The following is a 19,346-nucleotide window of genomic DNA, read 5'->3' on the forward strand; positions in this document are numbered from 1 at the left end:
ATAGTGATTATTGTCAAATAATGATTGCTTTTTATATAAAAAATGCGAAAGCCTTCAGCACGCTTCGCGACCCGCTTTGTTGGAGGAATGCGAAGCGCGAAACTATCCGAAGGAATCTCTCTTTGTTCATACCTCACTTTTTCGCCTTTCAATTTCGGCAATGGGTAATAATAATGTATCCTCGATTTCATGCCGGAATTCTGGAGAGATATTGACATCGTTTTTCAAGCAATTGAATAAGTATTGATTGAGATCGTAGTATGTCTTAAGTGAATCCTTGAGCGTTTTGTTGAAGAGGTCATATCGACTGACATTGAAATCTGGAATGTTTAAAGTTTTTAATTGCTCAATCCATACTTTATCGTTAGAATTCCACCAGTAATCAAATATTTGTTTGTTTCCATCTGGAGCGGGCATTTCAGCCTGAAGCTGTTGAATTATTTTACTGATTTCAGGCTCAAGGTTAACCGCAATTAGACGGGCAAGTACACGGTCAAGGTTAACTTCAAAGAAAACCTCAAGGTGGCTGGATGATTCCTCAAGGGCAAGGGTACGCGCACGGGCAAAAGAATAGGCATGGTTACGCTTACGGGCTTTATTATTATCATTATCATTATCATAAGTATGGACACGGGCAATCAGAAGACCAACGACGCGGATAAGAGTAAGGTAAAAAGCACGAACCGCTACAGGTTTATGCGGCTTTTCAACTAAACTTGATTTCTGACTTATCCATAACAGAATCTCTTGTAATTTTTCGTCTTTTGCAGCGAGCGCATCAATTTGTTCCTTTAACAACAGCAAGGTATTAGGCTGCCACGACATCTCACCTGCTAGCAAAAAGACTTCGCGCCAACGCTTCTCGTTAATCAGGCTTTTTAAAGTATTTGGATTAGAACTAGAAACAATTTGTTTGGCAGTAAAATACTCTTGAAATGTTAGGTGAGAGAAAGAATAAATACCTTGCGCTCGTTCCACCAATAACCCATGTTGCGCCTCAATGGATTTCAAAACATCTGAGCCATCCTGTTGTAATTCATCGAAATCAGTTTGACAATCTGGTAATTTTTTCAAATAGTCAGTGATTAATTGCTGGATTTTATCTTGTTCAAAAAAGTAATTGCTTCGCTCAAATGTGATATATGCCACATGAGAAAGCAGATTAATCTTGCGTGGTAAATTCAAATTGCGATAAACTTCATTTCTTTCAATACCTCTTGTTTCATCCCATTTCCTGAGTAGAATTTCCAGTCCTTGCTCATACAGTTTGGAGCGTTTCGAGGGAAAATCTGTATTCGCTTGGAATACTAAACAGGCTAAATTTAGTAAGATTGGTGTAACTGCGAGTTCTCGGACTTGCTTGTTTTCTGGCGACTGAAGCTTTTGGATAAACTGAGATGCCTTTTCTTGCCCTTCTTGCTGAAAATCCTTTGCCAATGCCACAAACCACTTTTTGGCGAAATCTGCTATTTGCTCGGAGTTAAAATCTGCAACTTGAACATCGGTAAATCCATCAAACCCCAAATTATCGGCGGCGATGCGGCAAGTGATAACAAGATTATTATTGTAATATTTTTCAGCAATACGACGAATTGATTTAAGTACTTTCTTAAGGAGAGGCGATGGCACTTCATCCAAACCATCCAGCAATATCAATGCTTTGCCTTTTTCAAGCAAAGTTTCGACTTGCTCAGTTGATACGTTTACGTTACAGTTAGATAGGCATTGGCTAATGTAGTTGACTAAACTGAAATCACCAGAGTCACTGGCATCTTCAGCAAAGTTTTTCAGCCCAACAAAAATTGGCAACTTATCCTTGAAAAACTCACCTTTATTGCACTTAATAGCAAGATGTTTCAAAAAGGTGGTTTTCCCAGATCCAGGCTTGCCCAGCATCATCAGCTTGGGAAATTTTTTCACGGCTTCCAGTGCCGCTACTCGTTTCTGACGCACTTCGCCCAACCCAAAACGGTCAAATTCTCCGGTATCTGCATTGAAGACTGACGGTAATTGAGAAATTTCTAACGGTATGCAGCTAGTAGGCTTTTCCAGAATGTTCACTTCGACATAAAGGTGATCTACTTCAATTGGTTGGGGAACATTCAACATCCGCAGAGTGCCGCACTGGGATTGGATTTTGTTGCGGCAACGCTGCCGTAGTTCTTGCACCAAGGCGTCCACATCTTCTGAAGCAAGACTAGAGTTTGCCTCCTGTACGACTTGTGGATCGGGTTCCTTGGGTGGTTTAGCGACTATCTCTCGCCAGTCTAGACCTAGTTTTTGGCAAATCTCTTCAAAATTTATACGGTCAATTGCTATACCTCTAAAAAAATTGCTGACTGTTGACCTGGCAAGTCCCAACTCTTCTGCTAGAACTTTCTTATTCAAGTTGTTGCGACTCAAAGCTGTTGCTGCTTTTTTGATGCCCTCTTGAGATGCTTTAATCCCTCGGTTTGTCATACGCCGATCGTGAATTTTATGACTATCTTAACTGGCTTTGTCAAAAGTCATACACGAAATCATACACTCACTCACGAAGTTATACACCCTGAAACCTTTACTCAGCCTTATTTTCAGACACTAGGAGGCGAAGCTGGAAATGTAAGTATTCAACCTATCGGAGCCTTTAAATATGGCTAACATGAGTCCCAAAGCAAAGCGCAACAAAAGAGAAAGACTGATTCAACAGTATGGCCCCTACTGTTGTTATTGTCGCAAGTATCTCCCAAGAGAACAAATGACGATCGAGCATCTAATGGCTAAACGCGATGGCGGTTCCAATGCCATTGAAAATCTACGACTTGCTTGCTTCTATTGCAACCATTCCCGTCATAACAATATTTAGTTGTTCGCTGCTGCTGCGAAATTAATCGAAGAGTGGGGAATAGCTTTTGTGCTTTTACTCAAAAGCGCGATCGCACTCCTCACCCTCCTCACTTTTCTTCCTTCAACTGACTCCTCACCCACTCCCGCAACAACCTAATTAAACTTGTCTACCCCATAGCACATTATAGTAGGGTGCGTCATAGGTTCAAACCCTCAATAATCGCTCTATAACTTCGTCTGACGCACCCTACAAGTTGATTTAAGTGTGACACTTGCGTAAATACTGTAATAAATGAGAAAATTGTTTGACGAGCGCTAGGCTGAGAGCAAGAGTTTGTGCTATCATAGCCAAAAATTACCAAATAATTTCAAGGCCAAATCAATGGAATTAACAACGCCAAACAACTCTAATCAAGTTCGTCCATTAAGCGAAATTGTAGCAGAAATCGCCAAAACAGAGCTTGAAAAACTTAATGCACCTGATGCCACAATCTGCTGGTACGATCCAGATGCTTCGGAAAGTTGCGAACAACAGATCAAGTTTGAGGAACTTTCCGTAGAAGATCGAGAAGCGATTATTAAAGGTTTGGCAGCTTATCAAAATTGAAATTAGCGTTCAGGGTGTGCAAGAGTGGATGAAAAACCTCTTAATAACTGTGATGGCAGTGAGTCTTCCCAAAAAAGATGCGAGTATTTTGGAGAGTTCATTTCTCCAGACCCTAAAAACCCATTTAAGACTTGCGCCTATAGATGTAAAGGATACGGCGCTCTAGCAACTTTTTCTTGGCCAAAAGATAAGCCTTGTCCTCCCTCTTTCGATGGAAACTTTCCAGGGCCATAAATTTATACACTAAGAAGGTTGAAATAAAATGTCTGATTTAGAAAAAGGTCTAGCTGCTTTTTACGACGACGATTACACCACAGCACTTAGCTTATTAAAACCCTTGGCAGATGAAGGAAATGCGGAAGCGCAATGTACGATCGCAAATATGTACCATTTAGGACTGGGTGTAGAAAGAAATATCTTAGAAGCGATCGAATGGTACGTGAAATCGTCCGAGCGAGGTTATGGTGTCGCTTCCAACAACTTAGGTGGAATTTATCTTACGGGTGATGAAGGTGTAAGGGCCGATCGAACAGAAGCAGATAAATGGTTCCAAAAAGCTAGAGATCAAGGATTTTTACATACTCCTCTCACAAGTGACTATTTAAAGCTTACTGGCGTTGCATAAGTGCGATCGCACTCATTTCTTCCCTCGCGCTAAACAAACTCCCCTTTAGCTATTATAATCGACTTTCCACCCACATTTACTTCAATTCCACCCTGACCTTTTTGCGCTTTCAGTAACAGCAAAGAAGGTCTGCCTATTTCATATCCTTGCTCAACTCGCAGATCGATCGGGCCCGATCCAAAATAAGCATACTCTACTAAATACCCAGCCAAACAACCATTAGCACTTCCCGTCGCCGGATCTTCTGGAACTCCCATAACATCGGCAAACATTCGCACGTTTAAGTTATTTTCGGGATAATATGTTTCTGGACAAAATACCAAAATAGCTTTTGCTTGGGTATTGCTAACCAACTCGAAATATTTATCTTTATTTACCTTAATTTTCTTCACTGATGCGAGATTATTCAACGGAACAATAATAAACGGCACTCCTGTTGAAACTTCTTCTATGGGAAAGCGTGAATCAATCTCCTCAACATCTAAATTCAGTACAGGCGCAATCTTATTTACCGAGAAACCCTGACCAAAAGTAGGCGTTTTTTGCCGCATCCACAACCATTCAACAGATTCACCTGAATAATCCAGGGTAACCGGAATTTGCCCAATCTTCAAATTTAAGATAATCGTATCAACTGATTTTTGGATAATTTCTTGTTGCAGAACATACGCAGTTCCTAAAGTCGGATGTCCGGCGAAAGGTAATTCCTGTTCAGGCGTAAATATCCGCACATCATAACCACCGTCTCTCATCTCTGTGGATGTAATAAAGGTGGTTTCAGAATAATTTATTTCTTTGGCAATGCGCTGCATATCGGTATCCGATAATCCAGCAAGTTCATCACCAGTAAACACAGCCAACTGATTGCCGGTGTATTTTCCAACAGCAAACACATCGACAATATAAAAATTCAGCATATTCTCTTTTCTTCCTGTTTTCGTGGTTTAAAAAATTAATCCGATCTGATATCGTTAAGTTGTCTGTTTTCATCTTTGGTTAAATTTTACCGCAGATGAAAACAGATACACGCAGATTAACGCAGATAAGAATGGACTTGATATCAAAAGTTATACAATAGACCTCTCCAGAAATTAAAGGTGCGTTCCCTAGAACCCTTGTAGAGACGTTTCATGAAACGTCTCTACAATGTTTTTTGGAGAGGTCTAATAAGGAGGCTTTGCCTCCCAAGCTTTGTGACCAGGCTCAGCCTGGTCACGAGAGGATCGAGGTTAGCGTAAACAGCGAATTGCTTCTAACAAACCTCTTGCCTTATTGAGAGTTTCTTCATACTCTTTTTCCGGCACAGAATCAGCGACCAAACCGGCACCTGCTTGTACAGATACAGTATATTTGCTGTTACCTTGACTGCGGACAACCATAGTACGAATTGCGATCGCACTATTCAACTGTCCCTCAAAATCATAATATCCATAAGAACCCGAATAAGGGCCACGGCGACACCCCTCTAACTCATGGATAATTTCCATCGCCCTAATTTTGGGCGCACCGCTGACAGTACCCGCCGGAAAACAAGCTTTCAGCAAATCCCAAGCAGTTTTGTCAGCCGCCAATTCTCCCAGCACGTTGCTAACAATGTGCATAACATGGGAGTAACGCTCGATCGTCATTATTTCATCAACTTTCACCGTACCATTCTTGCAGACGCGACCTAGATCGTTGCGTCCCAAGTCAACCAGCATAACGTGTTCCGCAACTTCCTTCGGATCTTGCAACAACTCTTCTGCCAATCCTGCATCTTCTTGCGGAGTCTTACCGCGTTGGCGAGTACCCGCGATCGGTCGCACAGTTGCCATCATAACCTCTCCTTTGCCCTCCCCGTTGACGGGGAGGGTTGGGTGGGGTATTTTCTCAGCTTTCACCATCACTTCCGGACTCGAACCGATAATCTGCCAATCGCCGAAGTTAAAATAAGCCATGTAAGGCGACGGGTTAATCAATCGCAAAGAGCGATAAAGTGCAAATGGGTCGCCAGTGTATTCCGCTGAAAGTCGCTGGGAAAGTACAACTTGGAAAATATCCCCAGCTTTGATGTAATCCTTCGCTTTTTGGACGTTGGTGCAAAACTGTTCGCGGGAAATGTTGCTGGCGTACTCAACGTCTCCTGTACCACTTCCAGGCGGCTTCCATGCCAAAAGGGTATTTTGTTGGGATAGGGGGGATTGCAGCTTGTTTACGAGATGGGTGACGCGATCGCACGCCTGCTGATATGCCGTTTCCAAATCTACTTCAGGATCTCGCAAATCCGCATACGCGATCGCCCAAATCTTCCGCTTCACCTGGTCAAAAATCAGCAAGTGATCCACCTGCATCCACAGTCCATCAGGCAAATCCTCTCCCCCACCAGCATAAACCGGCACTCGCGGTTCAATCCAGCGAATCAATTCGTAACCCCAAAACCCAAACAAACCGCCAATTCCCGGCGGTAGCTGAGGTAACTTTACCGGGTGATAAGGTTTGAGGCAATAAGTCAAAGCTTTAAAAGGATCGCCTTCAAATTCTACAACCCAACCATCCCGATGATGCTGGATCGTGCTAGAGCCTCTTGTCTCCAAAATCCACAGCGGGTCGCATCCTAGCAAACTGTAGCGTCCGATTTTCTCCCCACCCTCCACCGATTCTAACAGGAAACTATAAGGCTGTCCCGCACAGACTCGATACCAGGCAGATACAGGCGTATCGAGATCTGCCACCCATTCCTGGTAGACGGGGACAAAATTGCCTTGCTTAGCTAGTTCGCAAAATTGGGAGAAATCCGGGAATATCATAATTTTATTGGGTTTGGATGGTAGCGATCGCCACAGCCACAACACTACAGTCTTTCACCCCAAGTACGAACGAGTCAAGCCTAAGCACAAGCTTCTCGTTTACATTCTGTTAGAAAATAACCTGACACATTCTTCTAACCTTCTCGTTACATTAGAATCCCCTGGTATTTGGTTATAATTCAATTTATTGAATGTCGCTAAATTTATTGAGCTACCGCGTCTAAATTCTGGCCTACTTCCCAGACCGAGTTCCACATATTCCCTAGTAACATTATTAACGGTATTTCCGTTGACTGTACCTCTTAAGCAATACCCTTCTTCCCTGTATCTGTACTTAAATCCTATGACTGTGTTACCAGTTTTGCGGAAAGCCAAATAATCAACATCTTGTTGATTTGGCAACCGGGATTTGCCATAAAAGTAGTTTCCATTGGGTAAGCGTTGAACTGTCTGTCTAGATTGCTTCGTTGCTTCTTGCTGAGACTCTGCCAAAACTGGTAAACAGCCACCAGCGAAAATTGCCAAGCTCAACCCAAAACTAAGTAGCGATTTGCCTTTCATAAATATCATTAGTTCGATAATAGTGTAAAGTTTACCTTCCAGACGGCAACCCAGCCTTACAGCCAGCAGCGTTAAACTCCCCCACCACCTTATCAACTTCTTGTGCATTTGCAGATAACTGTGCGAACTGTCTTGCTGCTTGCGTAACTGTGGGAGAGTTATATGGAATTTCGACGGGAATATCTGCCTGATTGTTCCTTACAGTTACTACACCCAGATAATCTCCTTCCTTTAAAATTACTTCTTTGTCATTAGTTCGTATTACTCCATTAGATACCGTTCCCAAACCAAAGTCAGCTGCTTGTATTCCAATGTAAATAAGGCAAACTCTACCTCTTCTATTTGAAGGATAAACACTTAGACCCTCTTCATATCCCGACCATTTACCCAAAAAAGGCGCAACGGCTCGATCTACCCTCGACCAATCTCTCACAAAAGATTCTCTCCTTTGTTTCTCCGTTTGAGTACGCATATCTCCAACATTATTCCTACGAATCTGCTGGCGTAATTTTTCCCTCAATCTCTCTACTTCTGCTGCCGTTGGATATCGCTCTAACTGTTGTTGTGCAAAAATTTCAAAAGCGCTAGCAATTAAAATTACCAAACTCAACCCAAAACTAATTAGCACTCTGCTATTGATTAATTCTTTTGTCATTGCTTATGACCACAACCCTTCGATTAATGGTAACGTAGGGTGCGTTACTAACGCACCATCGCCCGACGGTTTTGGATGCGTTATAGCGATTTTCAGTTGCATGAAGTACACCCCAGTACACCCAGAAACCCGGTTTCTTTGTACCTCATACCAAATCCTACTTCATTAGCCCTTTTTTTTACCCTTAACAATTCGTCAAAAGCCAGATCAAAAGCCCCACGTCCTACCCGATAGGAAGGCGTGGGGCTTCTGACCGTTCAAGCTAACTTAGGAACCCAATTTAGGTATCGTAAGTATTATGACCGCTGAACTTCACCTTTGCAGGCTCTGGGTTGCTGCCAATGTTCCGGTCTTTCTTACCTACGTAAGGACGACCTGCGTTCACCTTTTCAGGGAATACGCCATCAGCAGGGTGCAGGTACTCGATTTCACCGTTGGGGAAAACCCGGTAAATCTTGTAGTTGTTGATTTTGAACTTGGCACGCAGTTGCTGACCGCCCAAGGCAATACACTGTTCCTTGCGGGCTAGGTATAGCAGGTTGTCACCTTGCCGCATGACAGCAGCGCCGCCAGTGGGCATTTCAAACACCTGTTCCTTGGGGCTGGTCCAGGTGATTGCGTACTTTTCTTCTATTTGCGCTTTGCTCAGTAAGCCTCCGGTGCTGCCACCGAACAAAGGTGCTTGTCCAGTCAGAGTATCTGCCATAGGTTCCTCTCTCAACTTTTTAGGGAATCCTATCATCGTGGCTGTGCCAGTCTTGCTATTCTGTCAAGAACTGTAACATCTCTTCAGCTTTGGGGGCAGAGGGGCAGAGGGGCAGAGGGGCAGAGGAGCAGAGGGGCGGAGGAGCAGAGGAGCAGAGGAGCAGAGGAGCAGAGGGGCAGAGGGGCAGAGGGGAAAAGAAAGAATTGTTCACTTTTGACTTTTGACTTTTGACTTTTGACTTTTCTAGCCCCTAGCCCCTAGTTCCTGTTTTGGCCGATCGCGGATTGCTTTTGGCCGATCGCTTTTGATCGCCGCTACTTCCCACAATGGGAATGGTGAAATGTAACTGACTGCCTCGATCTTTGCCCGCTGACAAGGCCCAAATCTGACCGCCCCACCCGGTGACAATCTGGCGGCAAATCGCCAGTCCCAGTCCTGTACCGCCTGTTGTTCGTCGCAAGGCTCCTTCTTCTTGATAGAACCTGTCAAAGACGGTTTCGAGACGGTTTGGTTCGATGCCGCGACCAGTATCGGCTACTGTAACTTCCAGCATTCGATCGCCCTTACTAGGTTGAGCCTGGATAATTACCTCTCCATTCGGTGCTGTAAATTTGCAAGCGTTGTCTAAGAGCTTCGACAGTACCTCCACCAGCCATTCACCATCAGCGCGTACCAGAGGCAGTTTGCTTGGCACCTGGGTGGTAATCTTGGGAAATTCCTCCTTGGAAAGACGGGCGCGAATACTGCTGAGAGCTAAATCGACACATTCTTGAAATTCTAGGGGTTCCGGGTGCCATTGCACTCGACCGCTTTCCAGCTGGGAGAGGGTGAGGAAATCTTGCACGAGTTTACGCATCCGTTCGGCATCTTCTAAAGCCGAGTTCAGCATTACCTGTCGCAGTTCTAGGGACATATCTGGTTCGCTGGCGAGACTTTCCAGACAAACTTGGATGGTCGATAGGGGGGTACGCAGTTCGTGACCTGTGATGGCAATCAAGTTGCTCCGGGTGCGTTCTAGGGCTTCTAGCTGCTCGTTGAGCTGTTCTAGGTTGGTGTAGGCTTCTGCTTGAATGAGGGCAACGCCGATTTGGGTGGCGATCGCTTCCACCAGTTCCAAATCATCTTCTTCCCATTCATGCGACGCACCGCCGTAGTGCAATTCCACCATTCCCAATAATCTCCCCTTATCCAGTACGGGTACTAGCAGCCAAGAGATAATTCCAAAGCGATCGACTAGAGCCTTTAGCGCTGGTGTATTCCTAATCCGGGAGTCTCTGTGAGTATCTGCCACGTAGATAGGTTGCCCACTTTGCACTACTTCTTGAAAGAGGGGATTCTCCTGCAAAGGCCAGCTTTGTCCTGCCAGAGAGGTAACACTAGGACTTAAAAACTCGTGCAGATTTGTCGTTGCCACCTCTGTCTCTTTGCAACGATAAATCAAACACCGACAAACTTGTAGAGCCTGCCCCAATTCTTGCGCGGCTCCTTTGAGAATTTCGTGGGAATTGAGCGATTGCCTAATGGCAGAGGTAATTGAGTTCACCAAGCGCTCTTTCCGTTCCTGATCTGCGATCGATCTATAGGCTTTTAGCAACTTGTACTGACCCGCCTGAAGGTACGTCACCAAACGTTGGGCAAAAGGGTCTGGGTCGATGTCGTGGAAACCCGATGAAATTTCCAAGAGAAACTGTGTCTGTACCTGCTCGATTTTCTCTTCTAACTCAGGCCGATAAGCCAAAATTTTCTTAAGTAATAATTCCGCCGCTTTGCAACTCACTTGCCGATCGAAAGTCCAAACGCCTTCAAATCGGCGAGATGGGTCTATATCAAAGTGCGGCTGTTCCGCTGCGGGCAGTGCTGGGGCTTGCCGTTCGCGGCAAACAAGGCAGCTGGCATATTGCTGCCCGATCACCACTAAATGCCACTCCTGACTTAACGAATCTTCAGGGTTAAATGCGATCGTCTCGTAGATGTCCGATCGGCTGACGAAATCAGTTTCCGGTGCCGCCAGCACATACACCTGATTGCTCTTGTGTGCAACCCGTCGGTAGCGGTGAGCTTCCTGACGATAAAAGCGCTCTCTTTGAAAGCTTGCAATCACCAAGGGCCGATCGGAACCCGCCAAAACTTGGTCTTCCATCGCATGAGAAAGCGCCGTTAAGGAAGACTTGAAGTACATTTGTGGCCGCAGTTGGGGCAGGTCTTGCAGCAGCTCTGCCAGCACAGACGTCTGGATGCTCATGGATGTGTTTTTCGGTTCAGTCTGGGCGAACTCCACTTAAAGAGCGATAAAGCCAGCTACAACCTTGACTCAACCACTCTGTGCTAGAGCTTAGCTCAGTATATCGGCATGAGTTGAGCAGATGCTTGTTATTCAAGGGTAAAGAAATAAGTCGTTGACAAAATCAGATTAAACTTGCTATCTTAAATGTAGTCATAACGAGTACGACTTTTTTTAAAATAGTGAAATCAACGTATATGTAGACTCTGGAGAAACAAATACTTGATTAACTTCAGTTAAGTATTTTTGCGTTTAGTGAAGATCGTTCTTATATCGAAGAGAGAGCAAAATGGTCAAAATAGTTGGAATTGGCGGTAGTCTCAGACCCGAATCTTACAGCCAACAGGCTTTGAATCTGGCTGCTTTACGGGTAGAAGCACTTGGCGTCCAAGTGGAAGTTCTTGATTTACGGGAAATGAATTTGCCGTTCTGCAACGGGGAAGATGAATACCCCGACTACCCAGATGTGGAACGATTGCGAAATGCTGTTAAACAAGCAGATGGCTTAATTTTGGCCACGCCGGAGTATCACGGCAGTCTCAGCGGCGTGTTGAAAAATGCTTTGGATTTGATGAGTTTCGAGCAATTGAGCGACAAAGTTGCGGGTTTAATAAGTGTTTTGGGAGGTCAGTCTAATAGCAACGCGCTCAACGATTTGCGGGTTATTATGCGCTGGGTGCATGGTTGGGTAATTCCAGAACAAATTGCGATCGGTCAAGTTGGGAAAGCTTTTGGCCCAGACGGCAAGCTGCTGGATGAAAAAGTATCTGAGCGTTTCGATCAATTTGCCCAAAGTTTAGTCGAAAATACCCGCAAACTCCGAAGCGCTGCTTAAGTTTTGAGTGATTGAAAAATAGGTGGGCACTGCCCACCTATTTTTCAACAGTAATAATTCTGATAGTAATGATAGTCGGCACTATGTAAAACCGTACATTTACGTATTAAAAAGTAGCTTACAGCGGCTTGCAGTCCTTATGAAGTACACAAGAGAAACCCGGTTTCTTCAAGAAACCGGGTTTCTCTGTACCTCACTCATCTGAAAGGCGCTGTAATCGCACTAATAAGACTAATAATTTGCATAAAATTTACCAGCGGTTCGGTTTTATAAAGATTGGATGATCTTTAGCAGCTAGCTATTCTCAAATATTTGTAGGCCAACTAGAATAAATCTAGTCGGTAAATTTTATGGGTATATTATGCAACGCCAAACATTTTTCTATCAAATGCAGCTAGTAATTCCGATCGCAGCCAGCTTAGCCTTGGGAGTTTCCACACAAGCTTATGCAGCCAGTCTGGGAGTAGCCTCTGACTACAACGTCTTCACATTGGGAAATTTCACCCAGACGAGTACAGATGTTGAGGGTAAACTGGCTGTTGGCGGTAATGCCACTTTTACAGGCGGCTTCGGTGTGGGATCTCACCTCAGTTCCAATACCGGCAACGTACTGGTAACTGGCGGTAACTTGAATCTGAATAACGGTCAAGTTAACCACGGCAATGTCGTATATGGCGGCACCGCTAACGTATCGGGAGTAGGCTTTCCCAACGGTACGCTAAGCAAGGGCAATCCGATTGACTTCAACGCTGCCGGAGACTATCTCAAAGGGCTATCTTCCTATTTGGCAGGTTTAACTCCCACAGCCACCACAACAGTTCAAGCTTGGGGCGCTATCAACCTTTCAGGCAACAGCTCCTCCCTAAATATATTTAATCTTTCAGGAGCAGCTTTATCAAAGACAAACTATTTCGAGATCGCCAATGCAGGCAAGGATTCGACCGTCGTAGTAAATGTCAGTGGTAAAGATGTGTCGATGAAGAACTTTGGTTTCAATATCGGCGGCATCAGCAGACAAAACGTTCTCTACAACTTCTATGAAGCTACAAGCCTAGATGTTAGCGGTATCGGCATCGAAGGTAGCATTCTCGCGCCTCTAGCTGCTCTTAACTTTAACAACGGTCAAATTAACGGTAACGTAATCGCAGGTTCGGTAACAGGAAACGGCGAGTCTCACAACTACCTATTTAATGGCGCTTTGCCTAATATGCCTTCCACCAGCAGAGATACTACTGCCGGTAACACAGGTGGCGGCGCAGGGTCAGGCACAGTTGCAAAAGTTCCCGAACCATCGACTTTGTTAGGTTTAGGCTTAGTTAGCTCATTATTAGGTGTGGTTCGGCGTAAAGGGAGGCAAATAAAAGCATAAGTCTATGATGATTTGAGGACTTACGGAACAGCTCTATCGCTACCGTGCGTTGCAACATACCCTACATCGCTGCATGAAAAAATCACAAAATGACCTGCTTATTCAGATGAAATTAAGCAGGCCATTTTTTACATTTTTGGGATATCAGAATTTAATCAAATCCCTTAATGATGGTGGTGATGGTCGTCATGGTGATGGTCGTCATGGTGATGATGACCGTGATGATGCGTCGCCAGATGTAGATTAACAGCTAATGCTTGTTCTGATAACAAAGCTTCAATTTGGGGATTCGCCCACTCGGCTGCCATCTTTAAGAAATCGGCATGGTCGTTGACGCAAGCCATTTGCACGTAGTTCACATCCGAATGTTGCTTCTCTAAAGCATGAATGATGTGGTCTACATCCAACAGAGTTTCGTGATTTTCTGTGGCAAAACCGATGGGCATAAACACAACAGCTTTAACACCCAGTTCGATTAAGTTGGTAGCTGCTTGCTTGGCATCAGGTTGCGTCCATTCAATTAACGGCGTGTCGTGGTTGAGCCAACCTACTGAAATGAGTGGATAGCGGTTAATGAGCTTGTCGCGTACTAAGTCGTAAAGTGCCTGACTTTCGGTAATGCCAGAGGTAAATCCTTTGGCTTTGTGCGGGCAACCGTGATTCATTAATACGATGCCGATTTGAGATGGCAGGTAAGCTTCGGCTAGTTCTGTGGCTATTTTTTCCTCTACGAGACGAGCCATTAAATCGATGTAGGCAGGTTCGTTGTAGAAAGAGGGGATGTAGCGCTGACCTTTTACCCAATGTTCATCGCCATCAACTAAATTGGTAAGGGCTTTGTTTACTTGCTCGACGGCAATGCCACTGGTGAAGATAGAGTCTACAACTAGCAGAGGATAAATTAGCAGTTTGTCAAATCCCTGGGCTTTGATTTCAGTTAAGACTTGTTCGGGGAGGAAGGGAGCGCAGAAGTTGAAGGCTTTGAAGACTTGAATGCTAGAGCCCCATTTTTCTGCCAAACACTTTTCAATCCCAGCCCGTTGCTTTTCAAAGATAGCATTGTGGGGTGAAATGAAGTCGTGGTGCTGATGGCCCCACTCGTGGCGATCGAACATCGCCAGAATTTTGGCTAGCGGCGGATAAATCCAGGTTGGCACAGGGGCAAACTTCGCCGTCAGTAAATTCAGCGCTTGTTCGTTGTAGTTGGCGAAGTCTTCGTAACTCTCCACTTCGCCATAACCCATCAGCAATACGGCAACTCGGTCTTTGCGGCTGAACTGTGGTGGAGCTTGTTGTTCGGTTTTTTCAGGGCTGGCAACCACGTTGCATTCCTCCAAGGGAGTGATGTCGTCATCAGAGTGGCGATCGGGGGCATCCCATTGTCTTGAGGCTAAAATTCCCTCAAAGCGCCACTCCTTTTTCATAGGTTAACATCCCCAGGGGGGGCATTATGGGATTTTAGTTTTTAGATTTTAGATTGGCGTTCTAAACCGCTGATTTTTGGATGAGCATGATGAGCGTGATTATTTGCCCTGGGATTCATGAGCCAGAACTGACGGAGAGCTTTCTGGAGGGATTGGGGTGGTCAGCGTCGGATAAGTTAACAAATGGTAGTAAATCGGAAAATATACTTATTTTCCCAGCCCAAGACTATCCAGCATACTCAGCCTTTCACATATTGCAATTTTTGGCAGATTGCGGTGTAAATCCTCTCGATCGAGACAAATCGCCCGCACAGTTGGTGTTTATTAGCTTTAGTGCTGGTGTTGTAGGTGCCATTGGAGCGGCTTGGGCGTGGCAAGCGTTAAGAGGAAATGTCAAAGCATTTATCGCTATAGATGGCTGGGGTGTACCCTTGGGGGGTAACTTTCCCATCCATAGGCTGAGTCACGATCGCTTTACCCACTGGAGTTCTGCTCTATCCTTAAGTGGGGAGGACAATTTCTATGCCGAGCCGCCAGTGGCGCATTTGGAACTTTGGCGATCGCCCCAAACAACTCAAGGCTGGTGGGTAAACTCAAAATGTGGGAAATCCGAACAGCGAAGACTCCTCACTGCTGCCCAATTTTTGACTATGCTGTTAGAGCTGGAAGAAGCGGAAGGGGAATTTTAGATTTTAGATTTTAGATTTAATTTCAATTTTGTTATCTGAAATCTAAAATCTTCTCCCCCCTTCCCCTTCTTCCCTAGCCCCTAGTCCCTAGCTATATTACTTTTCCTATGTTTCCAACTGACCCTTCCATTGCTTCTAATAACGGGTTTCGGGCTCTACTAAAAAATGGCCCATTTATGGCGCTTTGGATTGGGCAGGTGGTGTCCCAAATAGCGGATAAAATTTTCTTTATTTTGCTGATTGCCCTGGTAGCTGAATATCAAGCAGAAGCAACATCAGGCTTCGCCAATTCGATGCGATCGGCTGCGATGGTAGCCTTCACCCTACCAGCGATTCTGTTTGGATCGGCTGCCGGGATTTTTGTAGACCGCTTCTCCAAAAAGCAAACGATGATCGCTAGCAATGTGATTCGAGAGCTACTAATTATAGCGCTGGCGTTGATACACGATCGCTTTTTTATCTTATTGTCGATTACGTTTCTAATCTCAACAGTCACGCAATTTTTTGCCCCAGCAGAGCAGGCAGCAATTCCGCTGGTGGTAAAGGACGAGGAATTAATGTCCGCTAATGCTATGTTCGCAGCATCAACGATGGGCGCTTTGATTGTGGGCATGATTATTGGCAGTCCCTTGTTGAACTTAGCCAGTCGGTGGTGGGGAGGGTATGGGCCAGAGATTTTGGTGGGCGGGTTATACTTGCTCTCAGCATTGATCATTCGCTTCATGCGAACCAAAGAAACTAGGAGGATTATCGATAAAAAAATTGCTATCCATCCCTTGAGCGACTTGAAGGCGGGTTTGCGCTATCTGAAGCAAAACCGTTTGGTGAGTAACGCGATGGTACAGTTGACGATTCTGTACTCAGTGTTTGCGGCTTTAACGGTGTTGGCGATCCAACTGGCACAGGAAATCGGTCTTAAGGAGCCTGGTGAATTTAGCTTTCTGTTGGGTGCAGCTGGGGTGGGGATGGTTTTCGGTGCTGGTATTTTAGGAGCTTGGGGCGATCGCCTGCACAATAAGCCTTTACCTTTGATCGGCTTTTTAATGATGAGCTTTGTTTTAGCTATGTTTACCTTTACTACCAAAACATGGCTGGGGTTGGGGCTTAGCGTGTTTTTGGGTGTGGGAGCTTCTTTTATCGGTGTACCTATGCAAACGCTTATTCAAAGACAAACACCTGAACATATGCGCGGTACGGTGTTTGGTTTTGAGAATAATGCCGTAAATATTGCCCTGAGTCTACCACTAGCGATCGCAGGGCCGCTCACCGATGCGGTTGGCAACGCCCTGGGTTCGGATGACGCCGGTTTGCGGGTTGTCCTCTTGGGTATGAGCATAGTAGTGAGCGCATCTGGTGTCTGGGCGTGGCGCAATACCCGCGACGTATTGCAAGATGTGATTTAGCTATATTACAAACACGCATAGCTCAATTTTTCTTTATCTGAATTCGTATCACAATTGAATTGTGATACGAAATACTAAAGTAGTATTAAATACAATTTCTAAATCCATTAGACTTACCCAATTTGGAGGTGCCCTCTCCGTGTCTTCCCAAACCCTGTCTCCAAGAGAATCTAGTAATAGTGGTGAAGTTTCTTCACCCATACAAACTGTCAGGCGTGCAACTGGTGGTTTCGCCTTAATTGACAGTCTGAAACGCCACGGCGTCAAGCATATTTTTGGCTATCCCGGCGGTGCGATTCTGCCACTCTATGACGAGCTGTACCGAGCAGAAGCTGCTGGTGGCATAAAGCATATCCTGGTCAGACACGAGCAAGGAGCCGCCCACGCAGCAGATGGCTATGCCCGCGCTACTGGTCAGGTGGGGGTTTGCTTTGCTACTTCTGGCCCCGGAGCGACTAACCTGGTAACGGGCATTGCTACGGCTCACATGGACTCGATTCCAATGGTGATCGTTACCGGGCAAGTGAGTCGTGCCGCTATTGGGACTGATGCTTTTCAGGAAACGGATATATATGGAATTACGCTGCCGATCGTTAAGCACTCTTATGTGGTGCGCGACCCCAGAGATATGGCGCGGATAGTGGCGGAAGCTTTCCACATTGCCAGTACGGGGCGTCCGGGGCCTGTTTTAATAGATGTTCCCAAAGATGTGGGTTTAGAAGAATTTGATTATCTGCCGGTAGATCCCGGTTCGGTAAAGATATCGGGATATCGTCCGACGGTGAAGGGCAATCCTCGTCAGACTAGCCAAGCGGTGCATTTGATTCGGGAAGCGCGGCGACCTTTGCTATATGTGGGAGGCGGTGCGATCGCATCTGGGGCCCATACGGAAATTCTGGAATTGGCAGAACGTTTCCAGATTCCGGTGACGACAACACTAATGGGTAAGGGTACTTTTGATGAAAACCACCCGCTAGCTTTGGGGATGTTGGGGATGCACGGCACGGCTTATGCTAACTTTGCCGTGAGCGAGTGCGATTTGCTGATTGCGGTTGGTGCCCGTTTTGATGACCGGGTGACTGGCAAGTTGGATGAGTTTGCTTCCCGCGCTAAGGTGATCCACATTGATATTGACCCGGCTGAAGTTGGCAAAAACCGATCGCCGGAAGTGCCGATTGTGGGCGATGTGCGTCAGGTGCTAATTGATATGCTGCGTCGATGTCACGAAACGGGAGTTTGTGGGAATCCACATCAAACGAAGGAGTGGTTGGAGAAGATCGATCGCTGGCGCGAAGATTATCCTTTAGTCGCACCTCAATATCCCGATGTGCTATCACCCCAAGAGGTGATTGTGGAGTTAGGGCGACAAGCGCCTAATGCTTATTACACCACGGATGTGGGTCAGCACCAAATGTGGTCAGCGCAATTCCTCAAAACCGGGCCGCGTCGCTGGATTTCCAGTGCTGGGCTAGGCACTATGGGTTATGGGATGCCAGCAGCAATGGGTGCCAAGATGGCGCTGCCAGATGAAGAGGTGATTTGCGTTGCTGGTGATGCCAGTATCCAAATGAATATTCAGGAACTGGGTACACTATCACAGTATGGCATAAATGTCAAGACCGTGATTGTGAATAATGGTTGGCAGGGAATGGTGCGCCAGTGGCAGCAAGCTTTCTATCAGGATCGCTACTCCTCATCCAATATGGAAGTTGGGATGCCGGATTTTGTGAAGCTAGCGGATGCTTATGGCATCAAGGGAATGGTGGTTAGCAGTCGGGATGAGTTGAAGAATGCCGTTGCCGAAATGCTAGCGCACAATGGCCCCGTGTTGATGGATGTGCGTGTGAAACGGGATGAAAACTGTTACCCGATGGTTGCACCCGGTAAGAGCAATGCACAAATGATTGGGTTGCCACAACGTAGCAAACTGGAACCTACAGAGTTACTTTACTGTAGCAATTGCGGTGCTAAAAATGTGGGTAGCAACAATTTCTGTCCTGAATGCGGCACGAAGTTGTAGATCGATCGCGGTTAATTGATTGAGTGGAAGAGACGCAAATATTTGCGTCTCTTTATTTGACAGAGCAAGAAAGACAAGAGTTTTTTGCTTTGGGGAGACAACTTTCTGGATTTCAAGTTAAGGATGGATATGCTTACCATCTGGGTGAAAGTTGGAAATTACCTGATGATTCGCCTTCGCAAAAAAAAGAAGTGAAATCTGAAGTTAAACAAGATGCACCCTAAACTTTCTGGTGCGGGTGGTAATTGGAGAGTTATTGATGAAGTTACTGACCCCGCCATTGTACAACAGCAAAGTATTCGCTCTTGCGGTTCTGCCTGTGGTGAAATGCTGTTGCAAAGTCGAGGTATTAATAATATTAGTCAAGCTGATATTGAAAAACTAGCAACAGCACCCACTTGGCCAGAATTGTTGGCAGATGCACTTAACCAACTCAATCCAGATAATCAGGGAAAATGGTTAGGTAACTTTGTCAGCGCTTCCTGAAGGGGCGACAACTATAGCTCAAAAGTAGACTGAATAAGCTTTTCGGCTCTTCGACCTCGCTGATAATAAGGTC

The 19,346-nt window shown here is 45.5% G+C and carries 19 protein-coding genes; 11 read left to right on the forward strand and 8 right to left on the reverse strand.

Annotated features, from left to right (window positions below; translation table 11 throughout):
* Nucleotides 1–126: 126 nt before the first annotated feature.
* Nucleotides 127–2,460 (reverse strand): NACHT domain-containing protein, encoded by a 2,334-nt coding sequence (locus tag LAY57_RS08915; protein WP_249066055.1) that lies wholly within the window; start codon nt 2,458–2,460, stop codon nt 127–129.
* A 172-nt stretch (nt 2,461–2,632) separates the two neighbouring features.
* Between LAY57_RS08915 and LAY57_RS08920 the strand changes: the two genes are divergently transcribed.
* The 4 genes from LAY57_RS08920 to LAY57_RS08935 all read left to right on the forward strand — a co-directional run bounded on the left by LAY57_RS08920 (nt 2,633) and on the right by LAY57_RS08935 (nt 4,058).
* On the forward strand, nt 2,633–2,845 hold the full coding sequence (locus LAY57_RS08920) for an HNH endonuclease (protein WP_249066056.1): 213 nt from the start codon (nt 2,633–2,635) through the stop codon (nt 2,843–2,845).
* Entirely contained in the window at nt 2,846–2,983 is a 138-nt protein-coding gene (locus LAY57_RS08925; protein ID WP_249066057.1) for a hypothetical protein, read from the forward strand. It abuts the gene before it with no gap.
* A gap of 225 nt (nt 2,984–3,208) precedes the next feature.
* A complete protein-coding gene (locus LAY57_RS08930; protein ID WP_249066058.1) occupies nt 3,209–3,433 on the forward strand; it encodes a hypothetical protein in 225 nt (74 codons plus the stop codon).
* Between the two features lie 262 nt (nt 3,434–3,695).
* Nucleotides 3,696–4,058, forward strand: coding sequence for a tetratricopeptide repeat protein (locus LAY57_RS08935; RefSeq protein ID WP_249066059.1), 363 nt, complete (start codon nt 3,696–3,698; stop codon nt 4,056–4,058).
* A gap of 29 nt (nt 4,059–4,087) precedes the next feature.
* Here the strand turns inward: LAY57_RS08935 and LAY57_RS08940 are convergent, their stop codons facing one another.
* From LAY57_RS08940 to LAY57_RS08965, 6 genes are all read right to left on the reverse strand, one after another.
* Complete coding sequence (locus tag LAY57_RS08940; RefSeq protein WP_249066072.1) at nt 4,088–4,972, reverse strand: PhzF family protein; 885 nt, start codon at nt 4,970–4,972, stop codon at nt 4,088–4,090.
* A gap of 315 nt (nt 4,973–5,287) precedes the next feature.
* Nucleotides 5,288–6,844, reverse strand: a complete 1,557-nt coding sequence (locus LAY57_RS08945) for an anthranilate synthase component I family protein (protein WP_249066073.1) — start codon at nt 6,842–6,844, stop codon at nt 5,288–5,290.
* A gap of 99 nt (nt 6,845–6,943) precedes the next feature.
* A complete protein-coding gene (locus LAY57_RS08950) occupies nt 6,944–7,501 on the reverse strand; it encodes a hypothetical protein (RefSeq protein WP_249066060.1) in 558 nt (185 codons plus the stop codon).
* Nucleotides 7,437–8,060 carry a hypothetical protein gene (locus LAY57_RS08955; RefSeq protein ID WP_249066061.1) on the reverse strand — a complete coding sequence of 208 codons (624 nt, stop codon included), beginning with the start codon at nt 8,058–8,060 and terminating at the stop codon, nt 7,437–7,439. Before LAY57_RS08955 ends, LAY57_RS08950 begins: the two co-directional genes overlap by 65 nt.
* Nucleotides 8,061–8,340: 280 nt before the next feature.
* Nucleotides 8,341–8,766 (reverse strand): photosystem I reaction center subunit II PsaD, encoded by a 426-nt coding sequence (locus LAY57_RS08960; protein ID WP_249066062.1) that lies wholly within the window; start codon nt 8,764–8,766, stop codon nt 8,341–8,343.
* 250 nt (nt 8,767–9,016) lie between these two features.
* The gene (locus tag LAY57_RS08965; protein WP_249066063.1) at nt 9,017–11,008 is read right to left on the reverse strand and encodes a DICT sensory domain-containing protein; all 1,992 of its coding nucleotides are present in this window, start codon (nt 11,006–11,008) and stop codon (nt 9,017–9,019) included.
* Between the two features lie 328 nt (nt 11,009–11,336).
* On the opposite strand from LAY57_RS08965, the gene LAY57_RS08970 reads away from it, so the two are divergent.
* Both LAY57_RS08970 and LAY57_RS08975 read left to right on the forward strand, forming a co-directional pair.
* The gene (locus LAY57_RS08970) at nt 11,337–11,882 is read left to right on the forward strand and encodes an NADPH-dependent FMN reductase (RefSeq protein WP_249066064.1); all 546 of its coding nucleotides are present in this window, start codon (nt 11,337–11,339) and stop codon (nt 11,880–11,882) included.
* 361 nt (nt 11,883–12,243) lie between these two features.
* Nucleotides 12,244–13,251, forward strand: a complete 1,008-nt coding sequence (locus LAY57_RS08975) for a choice-of-anchor A family protein (RefSeq protein WP_249066065.1) — start codon at nt 12,244–12,246, stop codon at nt 13,249–13,251.
* A gap of 164 nt (nt 13,252–13,415) precedes the next feature.
* On the opposite strand, the gene LAY57_RS08980 is transcribed toward LAY57_RS08975, so the two are convergent.
* Nucleotides 13,416–14,573: a ferrochelatase gene (locus LAY57_RS08980; protein WP_249066074.1), complete on the reverse strand. Its 1,158-nt coding sequence runs from the start codon at nt 14,571–14,573 to the stop codon at nt 13,416–13,418.
* Nucleotides 14,574–14,761: 188 nt separating this feature from the next.
* Between LAY57_RS08980 and LAY57_RS08985 the strand changes: the two genes are divergently transcribed.
* From LAY57_RS08985 to LAY57_RS09005, 5 genes are all read left to right on the forward strand, one after another.
* Complete coding sequence (locus LAY57_RS08985) at nt 14,762–15,364, forward strand: hypothetical protein (RefSeq protein WP_338022382.1); 603 nt, start codon at nt 14,762–14,764, stop codon at nt 15,362–15,364.
* A 107-nt stretch (nt 15,365–15,471) separates the two neighbouring features.
* A complete protein-coding gene (locus LAY57_RS08990; RefSeq protein WP_249066066.1) occupies nt 15,472–16,767 on the forward strand; it encodes an MFS transporter in 1,296 nt (431 codons plus the stop codon).
* A gap of 199 nt (nt 16,768–16,966) precedes the next feature.
* Nucleotides 16,967–18,787, forward strand: a complete 1,821-nt coding sequence (ilvB, locus tag LAY57_RS08995; RefSeq protein ID WP_249066076.1) for a biosynthetic-type acetolactate synthase large subunit — start codon at nt 16,967–16,969, stop codon at nt 18,785–18,787.
* 23 nt (nt 18,788–18,810) lie between these two features.
* Nucleotides 18,811–19,011, forward strand: a complete 201-nt coding sequence (locus LAY57_RS09000) for a hypothetical protein (protein WP_249066067.1) — start codon at nt 18,811–18,813, stop codon at nt 19,009–19,011.
* Nucleotides 19,001–19,273, forward strand: a complete 273-nt coding sequence (locus LAY57_RS09005) for a hypothetical protein (RefSeq protein WP_249066068.1) — start codon at nt 19,001–19,003, stop codon at nt 19,271–19,273. The genes LAY57_RS09000 and LAY57_RS09005 overlap by 11 nt, the downstream gene beginning before the upstream one ends.
* Nucleotides 19,274–19,346: the final 73 nt, after the last annotated feature.

Origin of the sequence: Argonema antarcticum A004/B2, assembly GCF_023333585.1 — a bacterium.
GTDB lineage: Bacteria > Cyanobacteriota > Cyanobacteriia > Cyanobacteriales > Aerosakkonemataceae > Argonema > Argonema antarcticum.

What these genes read in the sequence shown, in the direction of transcription:
- LAY57_RS08960 (WP_249066062.1), bottom strand. Translation starts at nt 8,766, where the DNA reads ATGGCAGATACTCTGACTGGACAAGCACCTTTGTTCGGTGGCAGCACC.
- LAY57_RS08915 (WP_249066055.1), bottom strand. Translation starts at nt 2,460, where the DNA reads ATGACAAACCGAGGGATTAAAGCATCTCAAGAGGGCATCAAAAAAGCA.
- LAY57_RS08955 (WP_249066061.1), bottom strand. Translation starts at nt 8,060, where the DNA reads ATGACAAAAGAATTAATCAATAGCAGAGTGCTAATTAGTTTTGGGTTG.
- LAY57_RS08975 (WP_249066065.1), top strand. Translation starts at nt 12,244, where the DNA reads ATGCAACGCCAAACATTTTTCTATCAAATGCAGCTAGTAATTCCGATC.
- LAY57_RS08970 (WP_249066064.1), top strand. Translation starts at nt 11,337, where the DNA reads ATGGTCAAAATAGTTGGAATTGGCGGTAGTCTCAGACCCGAATCTTAC.
- LAY57_RS08985 (WP_338022382.1), top strand. Translation starts at nt 14,762, where the DNA reads ATGATGAGCGTGATTATTTGCCCTGGGATTCATGAGCCAGAACTGACG.
- LAY57_RS09005 (WP_249066068.1), top strand. Translation starts at nt 19,001, where the DNA reads ATGCACCCTAAACTTTCTGGTGCGGGTGGTAATTGGAGAGTTATTGAT.
- LAY57_RS08930 (WP_249066058.1), top strand. Translation starts at nt 3,209, where the DNA reads ATGGAATTAACAACGCCAAACAACTCTAATCAAGTTCGTCCATTAAGC.
- LAY57_RS08945 (WP_249066073.1), bottom strand. Translation starts at nt 6,844, where the DNA reads ATGATATTCCCGGATTTCTCCCAATTTTGCGAACTAGCTAAGCAAGGC.
- LAY57_RS08935 (WP_249066059.1), top strand. Translation starts at nt 3,696, where the DNA reads ATGTCTGATTTAGAAAAAGGTCTAGCTGCTTTTTACGACGACGATTAC.
- LAY57_RS08920 (WP_249066056.1), top strand. Translation starts at nt 2,633, where the DNA reads ATGGCTAACATGAGTCCCAAAGCAAAGCGCAACAAAAGAGAAAGACTG.
- LAY57_RS08965 (WP_249066063.1), bottom strand. Translation starts at nt 11,008, where the DNA reads ATGAGCATCCAGACGTCTGTGCTGGCAGAGCTGCTGCAAGACCTGCCC.
- LAY57_RS08990 (WP_249066066.1), top strand. Translation starts at nt 15,472, where the DNA reads ATGTTTCCAACTGACCCTTCCATTGCTTCTAATAACGGGTTTCGGGCT.